Origin of the sequence: Bradyrhizobium vignae (genome assembly GCF_004114425.1) — a bacterium.
Lineage (GTDB): Bacteria > Pseudomonadota > Alphaproteobacteria > Rhizobiales > Xanthobacteraceae > Bradyrhizobium > Bradyrhizobium vignae.
This window is the reverse complement of the sequence record NZ_RDQF01000011.1, coordinates 108139-126859: the sequence shown is the minus strand read 5'-3', so window position 1 is coordinate 126859 and position 18721 is coordinate 108139. Positions and strand designations below refer to the sequence as shown.

Below are 18721 nucleotides of genomic sequence, written 5' to 3'. Positions count from 1 at the left end.
TCAACGTAGCGGCAAGGAAAAAGTTCCGCTTGGCGAGCTGAGGGGCCCTTGAGCGCAGACGCAATAACTCGCAAAACAACCCCATGCACAGTAGCTAAGTCCTGCTGCGACAACACCTTTTGCATCCGCGCAAATGGCGGTCGAGCCGTCGGGCCAAACAGTCCGTACTGCCGTCTTCGGAAAATCACCAGGACAGCCGATCGGTCTCACGAAGGTCCTCTTCCGTCAGCCGACGACATCTCCATCTCGATGTCTGCAAGCACAGGCAAATGGTCGGAATAAGCCCTTGCCTCTCGGTCGGTCCAAACGTTCCCAAACCGGCTGTCGGGCGTTGCATAGATCCTGTCGAGCCGTAGAAGGGGCAGACGCGCCGGGAAGGTTCGAAGCCGCGTACGGTTTGGACAGACCTGCGCGAGCACGCGCCGCACCGACTTCACCCAGAACCAGTCGTTGAAGTCGCCGAGGACGACGGTCCTTCCAGGTTTCACCAGGCTCGCCAGAGCCCGAGCCTGCGCATAGCGCTCGTGGACACTGAGGCCGAGATGAGTGGCCACCACGCGCACATCGCCAAAAGGTGTCAGCAGTCCCGTGGCAATCGCTCTGCGTGGTTCCCGCTCCCGATACGATACGTCGACGATCTCGGGCACGCTGGAGAACGGAAAGCGGCTCAGGAGCATCTGACCGTACTCGCCATCCCGAGTGACGATCGACTTGGCGTGAACGCGATGATCGCCGACGACACTCGCCAGCTTCGCAAACGGATCGTCGGACCGCGATCGCGAATCCACCTCCTGAAGCGCCACGACATCCGGCGACCACTTGCGAATGATGCAGCAAACCCCCTCCAGATCGAATGTCGGATTGAGATTGAACGTGCCGTGCACATTCCAGGTCATGAAGCGCATCGGCGCCATCAGCGCCTCCCAGCGAGCCACGTCGCGACGAATTGTGCGCCCGCGCAGATCCCGAGCCAGCCCAGAAATGCCAGGGCCAGCAGCAAAATGTTGCTCCAGGAGGCATTCCTGGCCAGATCCGCGATCTGAGCGCCCAGAACGGCCATGGCGAGAATTCCGGGCATCATGCCCAGCAGAGTTCCAACCAGGAAGTCGCGCAGCGGCAGCGTGCTCGCTCCGGCCACGACATTCACCAACGAGAATGGTGCGACGGGAATCATCCGGATCACGACGACAGCCAGAATGCCCTCGCCCACGACACGTTCCTGGATGCGCCCCGCACGTCGGCCGAGCAACTTCTGGAGGCGTTCTCGGCCAAGTGACCGCCCGATCACAAAAAGAACGAAAGCGCTGAGCAAGACGCCGGCCATTGCGGTGACGAAGCCCAGCCATGGCCCGAGTGCGGCAGCAGTAGCTGCAATGAGCACGAGAACCGGAAACACGACCAGCCCGCCGACGACAAACGCGGTGATCGCGAACAGTGGACCCCAGATGGACTGCGAGTAGGCAGACAGTAGAGCCGAGATATGCGCGGCGTCGGCAAAATCAGTCAATGACGTGTACGACCAAGCCATTCCCAGTCCGAAAAGCCCCACCGCTATCGACGCAATGCCAATTATGGTCTTCGTGCGCCACATGCGCGATGCCGCCCGTTCCAGATGAAGAGGCCGCTCAAGATCCGCCACGGGCTGAACCATTGTGGCCAGCGTACTGGTCAGGACCGAGCACTCCACGTCCCGCAGCGTCTTCGCCCCATCGGCGCTCGCCACGTCGTCCAGCACAGCGAAAAGACGATCCTCGTTTTGCCCTATGATCTGTTCGTCGAGACCACAGAAATGGGCGATCAGGCGGCGGCGGACCGACGCGATGAAATCCCGATGCTCCTCGGTTGCGGCTTCAAAAATCAGGTCACATTCGCTGTCGGCCCCCATCGACCGATTGTTCAGGTTGGCCGAGCCGATCCTCAAGATCCTGTTATCGACGATGATGAGCTTGCTGTGCACCATCACGGCAGCGTCCGTGTCCCCGCTGCGTGAGACCGGGTAGACGAAGCGGATGCGATCCGCGATACCCGCCGTGCCGAAGCAATCGATGAAAGCTCCGCGGCCGTTTTGCATGGCCTGGGATTCCAGCCATGAGGAGTGCAGCTTGGGCGCGACCACCAGTACCCGAAGCGAAGGCACGCGAAGCATCTGCTCCACCAGTTCACGCGCGATCTTGATGGCGCTGGTGAACTGGTTCTCGATGTAAATGAAACTCGTCGCGGACCGGATCGCTGCAATCAACGAGCGTTCGACCTCATTGATGCTCGAGCCTGCAGGACAGACGACCTCGGTCCTGGCGATGCCGACCGGCATATGCTCGGCCTCGATCGGTACATTCGCCGGCCAGCGACTGCTCCTCGGCGCGCGCCGGTCGTGCGCCTTTCCCCCTGCCGCACGCCATCGCCCTTCCGCAATGTCGAGGAGCGAGGCCGCAGCCTCCCCGTCGACCATGCATTGAACATCATGAAAGGGCGGGTATGGCTTACCCTCGGGATCGCAGCGCAATTCGTGAACGGCACGATGCTCGCTCGTGTCCCAGCGCCTGATCGTCAGATCGAGCCCGCCGACGAACGCCAGTGAACCGTCGATACAGACGATCTTCTGGTGTTGCGCCGATCCAAACGGAAGCGTGGCATCCAGATGAAACCGGACGCGGCCATATGTTTCGGCGGTAAATTTCGCTGCAGAGTTCCATTCCCTTTCGGAGGCGTAAAACGAGACGAAGTCCCAGACGAGGATGTCGATCCGCAAGGTCGGGCGGCGATGAACGAGCGCGCGCAGGAAGGCGCCGAGTTGTTCGGGCAAGCCGTCATCTGCGCGCCCGGAAGCGCCGACCAGCCTGGTTTCACTATGGATATCCCATCCGATGATATAGACGAGATCTTGCGCTTCCAGCAGCGCTTGCCGGAGGGCCGCGAAATAAACGGCAGCATCATTCAGAACCGCCACACGCTGCGCTTCACACCGCCGCCAGACGGTGTCGCCGGGCATCAGGGTCGATGAACTCTGAAGCAGGTGGACCTCGCAATTCGCGTTTTCGTCCAAACGCGCCGGACGCTCAAGGGGTTCCACGTCTTCAGTGCGTGCGAATGCCGTTACCTGGTATGCACGCTCTTTGCACCCGCGCTCCTCAAGACATCTGCGATCTTCTCGGGCGCATCGCCGTGAAAATCCACGGAGACCTCGATCGGACCTTCCAGCTTCTGCCGCCCCTCCGGCGCGGGCGACGCCTTGACGTCGCTACCTGCCGGACGGGTCCCCACCGTGTTGGCGCCGCCGGCGGCTTGAACGAACACATCGCTTCGCGGCACGCCGCATTCCTGCACGACATGCTCAACTGCGAGCTCGGCGCCGCGGCGCGTATCGAATTCCCCGATGATCGTACTTTCCACAAGCGCTCTCCATGAATGGGTCGAGAGTGCGAACAACAGGCGAGCCAAGGCCAGGTTCCTGCAAGCTTCGGGATGTGTTTCTCCGTCGTTGGAGCATCGGCTTGGTTGGAGCATCGACTTGGTTGAAGCATCGACTTGGTTGAAGCATCGACTTGGACCACGCGCTGGCGCTTAGAATCGAATGATCCCGAACAGGAACAGAAGTGCGACAGTGACCAGGCCGGAGATCAGCAGCGAGCCGAGACATCCCAGCCGGTTCGAGAAAAAGAAGAACATGCGTGGCCCGCTGTGAAACTTCCTGTCGGGCTAATCTCTGACGTTCGAGGGCGTTCCTGCCCCGCTGTCGTTCGTCGTTATGGCGAGGCGCGCCGGCGCTTCGGACCACAAGGCCTGGCGCGAGGCTGCAGACAAATTCCGCGAGGCCACGGGCAAGGTGGCCGCGGCCCGCACCGCGGACGTCGATGCCGCGCTCATTCTACGCCGTACACGGATATTCCGTGGAGCACTGGTATCACTGATGAGCTGGGCATCTAAGATCAAGGCGCACTGGCACAACAAGCGCCCACGTGGCGATGCCTGGAGATCGACGGGGAGGTTTTCGGCGGCGTGGATGGGAGCGATCCCGAGCCGGTGGTCGCTTCACTCCTGCGGGACCTCCAGCAGATGATGGAAGGCCGCCCAGCCTGAAGTCTCCTCGGCCCGCCGGTTCACGCTGGCGGGCTCAATAATAGCGATAATATCGGCGTCGGGGACCGCGATCGTAGTAGTCACCGCCGTAGTACCCTCGGCCCTGCTGAAACTGCGGGGGTACCGTTCCGTTTGGATAGCATTGTCCATCTCGGATATCGACGTCGGCGCCATGGCCGCAGGGCACCGGATATCTGCCATGGCCGTAGCCGCCCCCGCGATAATAGTACTGCCTCGCGGCCTGTTCTTGAGGAGGAAGGTATCCGTTTGGATAGCACATGCCGTCACGGGCGCTGACGTCCCAGCCGTCGCCGCACGGCGGAGGGTGCCTGGGGACGCCATACTGGACCTGCTGGATGGGCTGGTGAGTCTCCATCGCCGGCAAAGCCTGACCCGTGAGTAGCGCTGCGACGAGCCCGATAATAATCATCCGACAACCTCCACAAGGCGCAGGGTGCTTCAGCCGGTATGAACCCCCCGTGAATGGTTCGGTTCACGCTGGCGGGCCTCTCTGTTTGAGGCGGCATGCGATAAGCCGAACGGCGACGGCGCCAGCAAGATTGCCACGCCCAATGAGGTGAAGACGTCTGGGTCTAAGCCACGGTCGATTGCACGTTCGTTTGTGTACAGCCGCGCCCAATAGAGATAATAAATTGATTTTGCTTAGCTTTTGGCGGAAGGGGTGGGATTCGAACCCACGGTACCCTTGCGGGCACGCCGGTTTTCAAGACCGGTGCCTTAAACCACTCGGCCACCCTTCCTGAGCTTGGAATGGCTGTCGCTTAACCCAGTCGACTGCGCAAGGCAACGCGAAGTTGGGCGCCCTCGCCTCCCAGCTCCTTGTCAGGCAAGCGTCAGCCTGTTGCCTTAGGCTGCACGCCTAGCAATCCCGATACCGGCGACATCTCCCAGGGCGTCGCAGGTTGCGAGGCCCGGGTTGGATTGGTCTCCATGCCCGGGCCTCGTTTTGCTGCTCGCAAACGAAACCGGCGCCCCAGGAGGAGCGCCGCTCGAAGCCGGTTCTGTTACGTGGCATCAGTAGCCGCAGGACGCGCAGCCCATCTGCACCGGGGCGTAGTAGGAATAGCCTGGCGAGACCATCTCGACGCGTTGGCGCGTGGCGTATTGCGGCGGGATGCGTTCGTACTGGACGCTCGGGGGCGCCACCATCACGGTCTGCGGCACCATCACGGTGCGATACTGCGCCGGCGTGCGGTGCGCGACGACGGCGCCGGGCGAGACCATCACGGTCTCGTCGACGGTACGGTATTGCGGCGGCACATATTGCTGCTGATAGCAGGTCGTGCACGACGGCGGCGCATAGCAATTGTAGCAGCCTGCGGAGGCTGCGTCCGTCATGGACATCGCGGCGACGGCAGTGGAAAAAACAACGGCGAGAGTACGAGACATTGCAGTGGTGCCCCAATTGCCCGAAATGGATTTGCGAAGTGTCGCGGGAGTATACGCCGCAAGACCTTGCCTGGCCGAACTTCGTCGGGGCATCCTTAACGCGAACGGCTGATCGCGGCGAACCGGTAAGAACTCATTGACCACGCGCATTGGCGCGCGATGGGCGTCTGCTCCGAAGTCCGCATGACGAGCGAGAGCGTGATCGCTGCTCCGGCAATTCGACATCGCCGCGGTACTCGTTCGAGCGGAAGTTTCTTCCGCCGATGGTCGAGCCTCAACGCCTCGCGGCTCTTTCCAGGAACTCCAGCAGCGAGGGATCGGTCTCCTCGAGTTCGACGAAGCGGCGGCGCAGCTCGTCGGCGATTTCGGCGGTGGCATCCCGCGACCATCCCTCCGCGGTATTGAAGGCCACGATGCGTGTGGGATGCAGATACTGCCCTTCGGCGAGATGTCTGAGCAGGGTCGCGCGATTGGCATCCTCCTCGGCAGTTTCACACCAGGCGCGGCCCAGCCGGCGGCCGAAATCATCGAGCACGAGATAGACGTCCTGGTCTGTCGTAATTTGCGGCACGAGTGATGGAGAATGACTCATGGCTAGCTCCGCTAGTGGCAATCCGGAGCGTTGCGGACGGATCTCGATATGGTGACCGCCTCGGCCGGATTCGGAAAACATGAATTTCGGCGATGTTTCTCAGGATGGCACGATTAAATCGAAAATAAAATAAAAAATAATAAGAATTAAATAGCGAGGTGTGGACAAATGCACTAAGTTGACCGGGCCTGGCGGGCGAGCCCGCGCGTCGGGTGCCCACTTCGCAAACGGCTCCCGCTCCCACCCCCAACAGCCCACGCCCCGGGAAGCGGGGGCCGTTCTTTCCGAATCTTCTCTTCGGCTCCGTGTTTCCTGCAACGGCGCATCCGCGCGCTCGCGTGGAGCCGCGAGCCGTTCCGGAAGACCGTCGATCCAGCCTGTGACGTGCCGATCAGGCGCCTATCTCGAGCGCCGCTTCACCTCGCGCACCGCGCCGCGCGCGGCGCTGGTGGTGAGCGCGGCATAGGCCTGAAGCGCGGTCGAGACGTTGCGCTTGCGGCTCTGCGGCTGCCAGGCGGCATCGCCCTTCGCCTCCTCCGCAGCGCGGCGCTTGGCGAGCTCCTCGTCGGAGACTTCCAGGCTGATGCTGCGGTTCGGGATGTCGATGGCGATTAGGTCGCCGTCGCGCACGAGACCGATGGTGCCGCCTTCGGCAGCTTCCGGCGACAGATGGCCGATCGACAGGCCCGAGGAGCCGCCGGAGAAACGGCCGTCGGTAACGAGCGCACAGGCTTTGCCGAGGCCCATCGATTTCAGATAGCTCGTCGGATACAGCATCTCCTGCATGCCGGGGCCGCCGCGCGGGCCTTCATAGCGCACGACGACGACGTCACCGGCGACGACCTTGCCGCCCAAAATGCCTTCGACCGCGGCGTCCTGGCTCTCGAACACGCGCGCGGGGCCGGAGAATTTCAGGATCGAGGCGTCGACGCCGGCGGTCTTCACGATGCAGCCGTCCTGCGCGAGGTTGCCGTAGAGCACGGCGAGACCGCCGTCCTTGCTGAAGGCATGTTCGAGATCGCGCACGACGCCCTTCTCGCGGTCGGCATCGAGCTCGTCATAGCGGCGCTCCTGGCTGAACGCGACCTGGGTCGGGATGCCGCCGGGCGAGGCGCGATAGAAGGTGCGCACCTGTTCGCTCTTGGTGCGCTTGATGTCCCAGCGCTCCAATGCCTCGTTCATGGTCGGCGCGTGCACGGTCGAGACCGAAGTGTCGATCAGCCCGGCGCGGTCGAGCTCGCCGAGAATGCCCATGATGCCGCCGGCGCGGTGCACGTCCTCGACGTGCACGTCAGCCACTGACGGCGCGACCTTGCAGAGCACGGGCACCCGGCGCGACAGCCGGTCGATGTCGCGCATGGTGAACTCGACCTGGCCTTCATGGGCGGCGGCGAGCAGATGCAGCACGGTGTTGGTAGAGCCGCCCATCGCGATGTCGAGCGTCATGGCGTTCTCGAACGCCTTGAAGTTCGCGATGTTGCGCGGCAGGACCGAAGCATCGTCCTGCTCGTAGTAGCGGCGGACGAGATCGACGATGGTGTGGCCGGCCTCGACGAACAGGCGCTTGCGGTCGGCATGGGTTGCGACCACCGAGCCGTTGCCGGGCAGCGCGAGGCCAAGCGCCTCGGTGAGGCAGTTCATGGAATTGGCGGTGAACATGCCCGAGCAGGAGCCGCAGGTCGGACAGGCCGAGCGCTCGATCACCTTGACGTCGTCGTCGCTGACCTTGGAGTCGGCGGCGGCCACCATGGCGTCGATGAGGTCGACGGCCCTGGTCTTGCCCTCGAGCTTGACCTTGCCGGCCTCCATCGGGCCGCCCGAGACGAACACGGCGGGGATGTTGAGCCGCAGCGCGGCCATCAGCATGCCGGGCGTGATCTTGTCGCAGTTGGAGATGCAGACGAGTCCGTCGGCGCAGTGCGCGTTGGCCATGTACTCGACGCTGTCGGCGATCAACTCGCGAGAGGGCAGGCTGTAGAGCATGCCGTCATGGCCCATGGCGATGCCGTCGTCGACTGCGATGGTGTTGAACTCTTTCGCCACGCCGCCGGCCTGCTCGATCTCGCGCGCCACCAGCTGGCCGAGATCCTTGAGATGGACGTGGCCGGGCACGAACTGGGTGAAGGAGTTGACGACCGCGATGATCGGCTTGCCGAAATCGCCGTCCTTCATGCCCGTCGCACGCCAGAGGCCGCGGGCGCCCGCCATGTTGCGGCCGTGGGTGGTGGTGCGGGAGCGATAGGCTGGCATGGCGGTTTCCGTCCTCGATTGGCTTGGGCCGGGCAGAAAATGAAAGCCGCCTCAGGCCTTTCCGGCCGGATAGCGCACGGACCCGGCGGGCGCAACGGGAACTTGCCGCGAAACGGCCCGGATCGGCCCCGTGCAGGCCTCCCCTGCTCCCGGCGCGTGGGCGCAGGCGGTCTCAGTCGTCATGGGGCTTGTCCCGGGCATCCACGTTCTTGGTTCTGCGCGGCAAAGACGTGGATGGCCGGGACAAGCCCGGCCATGACGGAGCACTTACTGCAGCGTCGGATCGAGCCGGTCGCGCAGCCAGTCGCCGATTACTGACACCGCCAGCGTGGTGACGACGATGGTGGTCGCCGGCGCCAGCATGATCCAGGGTGCCCGGGTGAGGTATTCGCGGCCATAGCCGACCATGTTGCCGAGGCTGGTCATCGGCGGCTGCACGCCGAGACCGAGGAACGACAGGCCGGATTCCGTCAGGATCACCTCTGGGAAGACCAGCGTGGTCGAGACGATCAGGGTGGAGGCGATGTTGGGCAGGATGTGTCGGAGATAGATCCGCGACGGCGTTGCGCCAAGCTGGCGGACGGCGACGGCGTAGCCTTGCGCATTGGCGGAGATCGCAAGGCCGCGCGCGATGCGGGCGTAGCGCTCCCAGCCGAACAGGCCCATCAGGCCGATCAAGAGCGGCAGCGAGTTGCCGAAAAAGGCGAGCACCGCCAGCGCCATGATCAGGAAGGGCATGCTGGCCTGGAAGTCGGACAGCATCAGCACGAGCTGCTCCACCAGCCCTCGGAAATGCGCGGCGAGGAAGCCGAGCGTGGTGCCGACCATCGCCGAGATCGCGGTGGCGCCGAAGGCGATCAGCAGCGAGATGCGGATGGAGACGAGCAACCGCGACAACACGTCCCGGCCGAGCTCGTCGGTACCCAGCCAGTGCGCGGCATTGCCGGGCGCCGAGAGCCGGTTGCGCAGGTCGAGCTGGGTGAAGCCGTAAGGTGCGATCTTCTCCGCGAAAGCCGCAATGACGAGCATCGCCACGATCCAGGAGATCGCGAGCGCAACCGAGACAGGAATCGCCGGCAGGCTGATGCGGCGGCGGACGCTAGATCCTAGTCTTGACGCGTTTTCTTTACGCGAGACGGAATCCACGTCGCTTGAAAACGCCTTGGTGTCCTTCAGCGTCGCGTCGGTCATGCGTGCGCTCCTTTGCTGCGCAGCCGCGGATCGAGGAAGCCGTAGAGGAAGTCGACGACCAGGTTGGACGTCACCATGGTCATGGCAACCAGCAGAAGGATGCATTGCACGACCGCGAGGTCGCGGTTGGCGACCGCGACGACGAGCAGGCGCCCTACTCCCGGCCAGGCAAACACGCTCTCGACCACGACCGCGCCGGCCATCAGCGTACCCACCATGAAGCCGAGAATGGTGACAGTCGGGATCGCCGCGTTCGGCAGCGCATGCGAGGTCACCACCTTGCGCCACGGCACGCCTTTGGCCGAGGCGGTGCGGATGTAGGGTTGGCCCAGCACTTCGAGCATTGCGCTGCGGGTGAAGCGCGCCAGCACAGCAGCTCCGCCGAGGCTCAGCGTTGCGATCGGCAGGATGGCGTGGCGCCAACTGTCTTGCCCGCCTGAGGGCAGCCAGCCGAGCTGCACGGCGAAGACGAGCACCAGCACCAGCGCGAGCACGAAGCTCGGTACCGTGAAACCAGCCACCGCCGTCATCATCACGGCACGGTCGATGCCCGAGCCGCGATGCAGCGCGGCGTAGATGCCGGCGGGAATGCCGAGCGCGACCTTGAAGACGAAGGCCGGCAAGGTCAGCGCCAGCGTCGCCGGAATCCGCTCCAGCACCAGCTCGATCGCGGGCCGGCCGTCGCGCATGGAGCGGCCGAGCTCGCCCCTGGCGATGGCGCCGAAATAGTCGAGATACTGAAACCAGATGGGATCATCGAGGCCCCAGGCCTTGCGAAACGCCGCGAGCACCTCAGGCGGCGCCTCGGGTCCCAGGATCATCAGCGCGGGATCGCCCGAGAGACGCAGCACGACGAACGCGAAGGTGACGACGAGCACGATCGTCAGCGCCGCGCGTCCGATCCGAATGGCGAAATAGCGTCCCATCACGCCGCGTCCCGCGCCGGCGTGCCCGTGACGAGATGGCACGCGACCCGTCTGTCACCGCTGATGGCCGCGAGCGTCGGCACCTCACTCGCACAGCGTGCAATCGCGCGCGGGCAGCGCGGATGGAAGGCGCAGCCTTGCGGGCGCGCCGCCGGGTTCGGCGGATCGCCTGACAGCACGATCCGGCCGGCGCTGCGGCGGCCCGGCGCGGGCGAGGCCGAGACCAGTGCCTCCGTATAGGGGTGCTCGGGGCGCGCAAAGAGATCGTCGGCGCTGCCGATCTCGACGATGCGGCCGAGATACATCACGGCGACGACATTGCTGATCTGCCTGACGACGCGCAGGTCGTGGCTGATGAACAGCAGCGTCAGCGACAGCTGGGCCTGGAGATCGGCGAGCAGGTTCACCACCTGCGCCTGGATCGAGACGTCGAGCGCGCTGACCGGCTCGTCGCAGACGAGAAAATCGGGCTTGGTCGCCAGCGCCCGCGCCAGCACGATACGCTGGCGCTGGCCGCCGGACAGCGCGCCCGGATAGCGCTGCGCCGGTGTCAGCTCGACCGCGCGCAGCAATTCGCGCACGCGCTCCTCGCGCATCGCGGGCGTGCCGAGGCCGTGGATGTCGAGCGGCTCGCGGATCTGCGTTGCGACCGGCAGGCGCCGGTCCAGCGCCCCCAGCGGGTCCTGGAAGATCATCTGCATGCGCGCGCGCTGGGCGCGCCACACGGCTGTTCCCGGCGCGGCCATGGGCTTGCCGCCAAACCGCACCTCGCCGCTATCGGACGGCTCGAGGCCGAGCACGATCCGCCCCGTGGTCGACTTGCCCGAGCCGGACTCTCCGACAAGGCCCAGCGTTTGGCCTCTGGCAATCGTGAGCGACACGGCGTCGACGGCATGCACAGCCGTCGCTCGGCCGAACATTCCGGAGCGCATCGAATAGGTGCGCGAGATCGCGGAGACCTCGACGAGCGGCGCGCTCATTCGGCGGCGATCCCGAGCAGCGCGCGGCGCGAAGCCTCGGCGCGGATGCAGGCGACGCTGCGGTCGTTCGCGATTGGCGCCAGGCTCGGCGCGGCCAGGCCGCACGGTTCGGCTGCCAGCGCGCAGCGCGGCGCGAAAGCGCAGCCGCTTGGCATCTGCGCGGGATCGGGCACCGTTCCAGGAATAGCGGTGAGACGCCGCCGCGGTCCGTCGAGCGGCGGCAGTGCGCCGATCAGGCCCTGCGCGTAGGGATGCACGGGATCGGCGAACAGCTGGTTGCTCGGGGCGTCCTCGACGATGCGGCCGGCATACATCACCGCGACACGGTCGCAATTCTCCGCGACGACGCCGAGATCGTGGCTGATCAGCACCATCGCGATGCCGAGCTCGCGGCGGACCGTAGAGAGCAGCTCCAGGATCTGGGCCTGGATGGTGGCGTCGAGCGCCGTGGTCGGCTCGTCCGCGATCAGGAGATCGGGATTTCCGGCCAGCGCCATCGCGATCATGATGCGCTGGATCTGCCCGCCGGAGAATTCGTGCGGATAGGCCTCTAACCGCCGCGCCGCATCGGGAATGCCGACGAGTTCGAGCAGCCGCCGTGCTTCCGTCTTCACGGCGCTGCCTTGGAGATCACGATGCAGCGCCAGTGCTTCGCAGAGCTGCTTGCGAATGGTCAGCACCGGATTGAGCGCGCTCGCCGGATCCTGGAAGATCATGGCGATGCGCCCGCCCCTGACATGATCGAGCTCGGCTGCCGGCGCGCCGAGGATCTCTCGTCCCTCGAGCTGCACCGAGCCTGTGACATGCGCATGCCGGGGCAACAGACCGAGCGCGGCCAGCCACGTCACCGACTTGCCGGAGCCGGACTCCCCGACGAGGCCGAGGGCCTCGCCCCTCTGCAAGACAATGTCGACGCCGCGCAGGACCGGCACGCCGTTGAAGGCGACGCGCAAGTCCCGGATGCTGACCAGCGGCGGCACGTCAGGCCTCGAAATTGCCGGCGCGGAAATCCATCGCGAAGGCGGGCGCCGCCTTCCACTTGATCGACTTCGGCTTGGCCGTGAAGGTCGCGTTCTGGTGCAGCACCGTGTAGGCGGGATCTTCGCGCTCGGCGATCTCGAGCATGCGGTGGAATGCCTTCCTGCGGGCGGCGCGGTCGGTCGAGGTCTCCAGGAACTCCGAGAGCTTGTTGAGCTCGACATTGGTCCATTCGCCGATCTGCTGCTGCTGGCCGTTCGGGCCGTGCTGGGCGACCAGCGAGGACACCGGATCGTTGAACGCGGCCGAGTTCGACCAGTCGCGCACGGCGCGGGTCGGCGCACGCTCCATGATCTGCGACCAGTTCTCCTTGGTCTCGATCTGCACGTTGAGCCCGACCGACTTCCACATCTCGACCAGGATCTGCGCGGTCGCGACCTGGTTGGTGTAGTAGTTGTTGAGCAGGCGATAGGGAATCGGATCGCCCTTGTAGCCCGCCTGCTTCAACAGATCCTGCGCGAGCTTGGGATCGTAGGCCGGCACGTTCCAGTCGGCATTGAACATGTCGCCGTAGAATTCCCACTGCAGCCCCTTCGGCACGCGGGTGCGGCCGGCCCACAGGCTGTCGACGATGGCCTGGCGGTCGATCGCGTGGGTGAAGGCACGCCTGACAAGCGGGTTGGCGAGCACGGCGTGGTTCTTGTCGAACACGGTCAGCCGGTGATTGAGGATGGTGCCGCCCTGCACTTCGAACGCGGCGTTCTTCTCGATGCCGGCGATCTGGTCCGGTGGGATGTCGCAGGCGAACTGGTATTCGCCCGACAAGAGACCGTTGATGCGGCTCGCGACTTCAGGCACTTCGAGGAAACGGATGCGCTTGAGCGGCGGGCGGCCGCCCCAATATTCGTCATGCGCTTCGAGGGTCAGCGACACGTCGGGCTTGAGCTCGACGACCCTGTACGGACCCGTCGTGATCGGCTTGCGCGCCCAGTCGAGATAGCTGGCGGACTCTTCCCAGGCGCGGCGGTTCATGATGTCGGAGCCGTAGCGCGACAGCCGGCCCTCGATCGTGACATCGGGCGTCGCGTTGTAGAAGCGCACGGTGTACTTGTCGACGGCATCGACGCGCACGAGGTCGGGCCAGATCCGGCGGGCGACGGCCGGCACATCCGGCGGCAGCTCCTTGCCCGGGCGCGGCGTCGGGATTTTCTCAAAGGCCTGGATGGTGGAGCGGCTCTTGGCCTCGGTCTCGCCGAACATGCGCTCGCGGCTGAAGGTGAAGACGACGTCTTCCGCCGTCAGCTCGTCGCCGTTGTGGAATTTAACGCCCTGTCGCAGTTTCACCTCGACGGTCTGATCGTCGATGCGGTGCCATTCGGTCGCAAGGCCAGGCACGGCTTCCAGATTGCCGCGCCAATTCTTGGAGATCAGGCCTTCCCAGATCGAGGAGAAGAACACGCGCTCGCCGACATTGGATTGCTCGCGCAGCACGTCGAGCACGTTCGCATTGGTAACCTTCTGCACGGCGATCGTCACCGACGGACGGTTGTCGCCTTGCGCGATCGCAAAGCGCGGCAGCAGCAATGTGCCGGCGGCGGCACCACCGGACGTCAGGATGGTGCGACGGGTGAGCTTGCTCATGATGATGACCCCTGCCCTTTCCGATCCGACTATTCAGCGAGACCGAGCGCGGCGAGATGCGCGGCGCCCTTCCGGATGTCGTCGTGGTTACGGAGCTCGAGGATGAGCCGCGGGTTGGACGTCAGCCGGCCAAGGGCGCGGAACACGGCGATCCAGGGGATATTGCCTTCGCCCGGCGCCCAGTGCCGGTCGGCAAAGCCGTCGGTGTCCTGCAGGTGCACATGCGTCAGCATGTCGCCGGCGGTCTCGACGTAATAGTCGACCGGCGGCGCTCCGGTGGAGACATGCGCGTAATTGGCGTGGCCGGTGTCGAGCGAGACGCGGACCTTGCTGCTTTCGAGCGCCTTGGCAAGGCGCACGCGGTCGCGCGGATCCTTGTCCTCGATGTTCTCGATGACGATTTCGCAGCCGATGGTTTCGGCGCGCGCGATCACCTCGGCGAGCGTCGCCTTGACGCGTTCGACGAGATTGCCGCGATTGTCGGGATAGAGATCGAGATTGTTGTGGTCCCAGGTCGTGAACGGCGAATGGATCACCATCTGCGTTGCGCCGAGGAACTCGGCGGCGTCCAGCCCCTGGAGCAGGCGCTTGGTCACCGCCTGACGGATCATGGGATCATGGCTGTCGATCTTGAAGCCCCAGAACGGGCCATGGATGCCGAGCCGGCCGGTGTAACCGGCGAGCATCTGCTTGATCTCGCCGGCGGTCGCGCGCCAGTCGCTCTCGAGCAGATCGGCACGGAAGAAGTCCTGGATTTCCAGATCGCGCTGCCGTTCGAGAAGCCAATCGCGATGCGCGGGGATCGATTTGATGGATAATGCGGCGCCCAACACCGGCTTCGACATGGCATGCTCCCTGGCCGTGATGACGGCAGCAGCGCTAGACCACTTCAATGACAGGCCCGTGAAATGCAGGTTGCGAGGTCCCGATGGGATGTGGACATCCCGTCGGTCGCGCGCTGCAGATCTGCGATGGCGACCGACGCAGAATGAACAGATGGCAAGCGGTATTCATGTCCGTAGTGATCCGGGATGGAATCCTAACCGGCCTTCGCGTACATCGCGCGACATCGATCGGCGGCCACTCCACGGGCATCACCTCCGATCGCGCAACATGGGGTTGGGGGACCACATGGGGCGGGGATTGAAGGCTGGGGCAAGGTGACGAGGTCCGGACTCCTAGGCACTCCGGACCTCGCGCTTTCCATCAGCACGGGGCGTCCCAGCATATGCCTCAGCCCACATGCCTGCCATGAAGCAGCTCGAGATGAGCGTCAGCTCACATCGCATCCTTCAGCGTCAGCCGCGCCATGAACGTCACGCTGATCTTTTCCCCGGCGGATGTCAGATCGTCCCTCCTCCAACGCCGCCCGATCAGTTCGGAACGTTCCGCTCCAGATCCTCGAGCCAAGCGGCCGCACTCGAATCCGACGGCGCGCGCCAGTCGCCGCGCGGCGACAGTGAGCCGCCGGCCGAGACCTTCGGCCCGTTCGGCATGGCCGAGCGCTTGAACTGGCTGAAGGCGAAGAAGCGGCGCAGGAACACTTCCAGCCAGCGGCGGATCTCCGGCAGATCATAGGCCCTGCGCCGGTCGCTCGGAAAAGCCGGCGGCCATTCGCCCTTCTCGGCGTCCTTCCACGCCTGTAGCGCCATGAAGGCGATCTTGGACGGCCGCATGCCGAAGCGCAGCGTATAGAACAGGTTGAAATCCTGCAGCTCGTAAGGCCCAACGGACGCTTCCGTGCTCTGCGGTTTCTCGCCGGGCTGCACCGGCACGAGCTCGGGCGAGATTTCAGCGGCCAGGATCGAGCCAAGCGTCCGGTTGACGTCGTCACTGAACTGCTTCGAGGAGATCACCCAACGGATCAGATGCTGGATCAGCGTCTTCGGCACGCCGGCATTGACGTTGTAGTGCGCCATCTGGTCGCCGACGCCATAGGTGCACCAGCCGAGCGCGAGCTCGGAGAGATCGCCGGTTCCGATGACGATGCCGCCGTGATGGTTGGCAAGCCGGAACAAATAGTCCGTGCGAAGGCCCGCCTGCACGTTCTCGAACGTGACATCATAGACCTTCTCGCCCTTGCCGAAGGGGTGGCCGATGTCCTTCAGCATCTGGGTCGCGGTGGTCCGGATGTCGAGCTCCTGCCAGCTCGTGTGCAGCGCCTGCATCAGCGCCAGAGCGTTGGTCTTGCTCTCGCTGCCGGTGGCAAAGCCGGGCATGGTGTAGGCAAGGATGTTCTCACGCGGCAGGCCGAGCAGGTCGATCGCCTTGGCGGCGACGATCAACGCGTGGGTGGAATCGAGGCCACCGGATACGCCGATCACGACGCGCTTGGTACCGGTCGCGCGCATGCGCTGCACGAGTCCGGCGACCTGGATGTTGTAGGCCTCGTAGCAATCCTGCTCGAGCAGGCTCTCGTCGCTCGGCACGAAAGGGAATCGCTCGACCTTGCGCAGGAAGCCGATATCGGCCGCCGGCGGATTCAGGGCAAATGTCACCTTGCGGAAAAACGCCTCGCGCTGCCGACGGTTGTCGTCGAACGTTCCCATCAGCGCGCGTTCCTGCCTGAGCAGGTCGAGATCGACATCGGCATATGTGATCTGGCCGCCCTGCCGGAATCGCTCGCCCTCGGCCAGCAGCACGCCATTCTCGTAGATCGAGGTCTGGCCGTCCCAGGCGAGATCGGTGGTGGATTCCCCTGCCCCGGCGGCGGAATAGACGTAGGCCGCGAGGCAGCGCGCCGACGTCGATTGGCACAGCAGCGCGCGCGAGCGGGCCCGGCCGATCGTGATCGGACTGCCCGAAAGATTGATCAGCACGCTTGCGCCCGCGAGTGCGAGCTCGGAGGCCGGCGTCACCGGGATCCACATGTCCTCGCAGATCTCGACGCCGATGGTGAGGCCCGGAACGTCCTCAGCGGCGAACAGGAGATCCACGCCGAACGGCGCGTGCAGGCCGGCGAAGGCGATCGTCTCTCCGGCGATGCCGGCGCCGGAGGCGAAATGCCGTCCCTCGTAGAACTCGCGATAGGTCGGCAGGTAGCTCTTGGGCACCACACCGAGGATGTTGCCGCGGTGAATAACGACGGCGCAATTGTAGATGCGATGACCAAAGCGTAGCGGCGCCCCGACGATCAGCACCGTCATCAGCCCGGCGGAGGCCTCAACAATCGCGGCGAGCCCGCGCTCGACCGCATCGAGCAGCGAATCCTGCTTCACAAGATCTTCGATCGCATAGCCGGACAGGCAGAGCTCAGGAAAAACGGCAACTGCCACCGACTGCTCGTGGCAGGCATCGGCGGCGGCCAGGACAGCCTTGGCGTTGGCCGTGGGATCGGCGACATGGGACGTGGTGACACAGGCCGCCACGCGCGCAAATCCGTGAGCGTAGATCGAATGGAAAGTCATCGAGCGCAGTACCCTTGAATCTCTTCGCTGCCGAAGCCGTCAGCTCCGGACCATATGTAGCCCATCGACAGGGTCCCGTGCGAGCCATCCGCCGTCATGCATACCGGATTTGCAAGACGGCCTGTCCAGCGCTGGCGAGCTCAGGCGCTGCGGGCCAGCACACCGGACAGATCCTCGCGCAGCCATTCGGCGATCCGGGGCCAGGCATGCGCGTGGGTGCGCGCGCCCATGAACAGGCCGAGATGGTTGCTCGGCTCGGAAGCCGCCGCAATGAAGGCCGGCGGCGTGCCGACAAGCCGGGCGGTGGCAAGCGCTTGCGTCGCCGGCACCACTTCGTCGTCGAGCCCGGCGAGCAGGAAGATCGGCGACTTGACGTCCTTCAGACGAACCGGGCGGCCGAGTGCGACGAAATCGTCGCGGGCAATCATGTTCTCCCGGAAAATCCCATTGACGATCTCGAGATAGTAGGTGCCCGGCAGATTGAGCGTCTCGGCATTCCAGCGGTCGAAGCGCGCGAGCAGCGCCGTTCCCTGCTCATCCGAGAGATCCCGCTGCAAGGCCGCTACGATGTCGTCGTCATCAGGCGCTTTGGACCAGAAGCGCAGCATCTCCTCGCCGCTGACATTGCCGCCGCCGCGCGCGACGAGCTGGTCGTAGACCATCCCGGGCGCGTTGCGGGCGAGCCGGGAGAGCGAGGAATCGATCGACAGGTCCACGGGAGCGCCGACCAGGACCAGCCGCCGCACCTTGGCCGGAAAGCGCGCCGCGTAGAGCAGCGACAGCCATCCGCCTTGGCAGAGCCCGACGAGATCGACCGGCGCGCCGATCTCGTCGACGGCGACGTTGAGATCGCCGAGATAGCTGTCGATCGAGAGATAGCGCATGTCTGATGTCGCCGACCGCCAGTCGGTGAGATAGACCCGGTCGATACCGCCATTCTGCAATGACTGCACCACGCTGTGGCCCGGGGCGAAATCGGCGATCAGGGCCCGATGCAGCGCATAGGGCGCGCAGACCAGCGCCGGCTGGCCGGACCGAATCTGCGAGCAATCGCGCAGCTGCATTGTTGCGAGCTCCAATGCAACGCTGTTGGGTGTCGTCCATGCCAGGCTGCTGTCACGCGGCTCCGCGGGTCCACGATCCAGCCACCAGAAGCAGGCGTCCATGGCAAGCTGCGCTGCCGCAAACGGCCACAGCCGCGGATCATCAGCAGCATGCCCTGATCCGCGTGTCTGTTTGGCGGTCTTTTCCACCATGGCTACCTCGATG

Annotated in this window: 15 protein-coding genes and 1 tRNA gene; all 16 read right to left on the bottom strand. The window is 64.8% G+C overall.

Features of this window, described 5'->3' with window-relative positions:
• Window positions 1–206: 206 nt before the first annotated feature.
• The gene (locus tag EAV90_RS12420; protein WP_122406671.1) at window positions 207–914 is read right to left on the bottom strand and encodes an endonuclease/exonuclease/phosphatase family protein; all 708 of its coding nucleotides are present in this window, start codon (window positions 912–914) and stop codon (window positions 207–209) included.
• Window positions 914–3043: a VTT domain-containing protein gene (locus EAV90_RS12415; protein WP_245509495.1), complete on the bottom strand. Its 2130-nt coding sequence runs from the start codon at window positions 3041–3043 to the stop codon at window positions 914–916. Before EAV90_RS12415 ends, EAV90_RS12420 begins: the two co-directional genes overlap by 1 nt.
• A gap of 50 nt (window positions 3044–3093) precedes the next feature.
• Window positions 3094–3390, bottom strand: a complete 297-nt coding sequence (locus EAV90_RS12410; protein WP_129143480.1) for a hypothetical protein — start codon at window positions 3388–3390, stop codon at window positions 3094–3096.
• 721 nt (window positions 3391–4111) lie between these two features.
• A complete protein-coding gene (locus EAV90_RS12405; protein ID WP_129143479.1) occupies window positions 4112–4507 on the bottom strand; it encodes a hypothetical protein in 396 nt (131 codons plus the stop codon).
• 241 nt (window positions 4508–4748) lie between these two features.
• Window positions 4749–4838 (bottom strand) — tRNA-Ser (locus EAV90_RS12400).
• A gap of 274 nt (window positions 4839–5112) precedes the next feature.
• Complete coding sequence (locus EAV90_RS39425; protein ID WP_162500275.1) at window positions 5113–5436, bottom strand: hypothetical protein; 324 nt, start codon at window positions 5434–5436, stop codon at window positions 5113–5115.
• A 325-nt stretch (window positions 5437–5761) separates the two neighbouring features.
• The gene (locus EAV90_RS12390) at window positions 5762–6079 is read right to left on the bottom strand and encodes a hypothetical protein (RefSeq protein WP_122403251.1); all 318 of its coding nucleotides are present in this window, start codon (window positions 6077–6079) and stop codon (window positions 5762–5764) included.
• 399 nt (window positions 6080–6478) lie between these two features.
• Window positions 6479–8329, bottom strand: a complete 1851-nt coding sequence (gene ilvD, locus EAV90_RS12385; RefSeq protein ID WP_122403250.1) for a dihydroxy-acid dehydratase — start codon at window positions 8327–8329, stop codon at window positions 6479–6481.
• Window positions 8330–8596: 267 nt separating this feature from the next.
• Entirely contained in the window at window positions 8597–9520 is a 924-nt protein-coding gene (locus EAV90_RS12380) for an ABC transporter permease (protein WP_122403249.1), read from the bottom strand.
• Complete coding sequence (locus EAV90_RS12375; protein ID WP_162500274.1) at window positions 9517–10446, bottom strand: ABC transporter permease; 930 nt, start codon at window positions 10444–10446, stop codon at window positions 9517–9519. The genes EAV90_RS12380 and EAV90_RS12375 overlap by 4 nt, the downstream gene beginning before the upstream one ends.
• Window positions 10446–11426 carry an ABC transporter ATP-binding protein gene (locus EAV90_RS12370; RefSeq protein WP_129143478.1) on the bottom strand — a complete coding sequence of 327 codons (981 nt, stop codon included), beginning with the start codon at window positions 11424–11426 and terminating at the stop codon, window positions 10446–10448. The genes EAV90_RS12375 and EAV90_RS12370 overlap by 1 nt, the downstream gene beginning before the upstream one ends.
• Window positions 11423–12406 (bottom strand): ABC transporter ATP-binding protein, encoded by a 984-nt coding sequence (locus tag EAV90_RS12365; RefSeq protein WP_122403246.1) that lies wholly within the window; start codon window positions 12404–12406, stop codon window positions 11423–11425. Before EAV90_RS12365 ends, EAV90_RS12370 begins: the two co-directional genes overlap by 4 nt.
• Before the next feature lies 1 nt (window position 12407).
• The gene (locus tag EAV90_RS12360; protein ID WP_122403245.1) at window positions 12408–14045 is read right to left on the bottom strand and encodes an ABC transporter substrate-binding protein; all 1638 of its coding nucleotides are present in this window, start codon (window positions 14043–14045) and stop codon (window positions 12408–12410) included.
• A 29-nt stretch (window positions 14046–14074) separates the two neighbouring features.
• On the bottom strand, window positions 14075–14890 hold the full coding sequence (locus tag EAV90_RS12355) for a sugar phosphate isomerase/epimerase family protein (protein WP_122403244.1): 816 nt from the start codon (window positions 14888–14890) through the stop codon (window positions 14075–14077).
• 528 nt (window positions 14891–15418) lie between these two features.
• Window positions 15419–17452 carry an NAD(+) synthase gene (locus tag EAV90_RS12350; protein WP_122403243.1) on the bottom strand — a complete coding sequence of 678 codons (2034 nt, stop codon included), beginning with the start codon at window positions 17450–17452 and terminating at the stop codon, window positions 15419–15421.
• 140 nt (window positions 17453–17592) lie between these two features.
• Complete coding sequence (locus EAV90_RS12345; RefSeq protein WP_122403242.1) at window positions 17593–18708, bottom strand: alpha/beta fold hydrolase; 1116 nt, start codon at window positions 18706–18708, stop codon at window positions 17593–17595.
• Window positions 18709–18721: the final 13 nt, after the last annotated feature.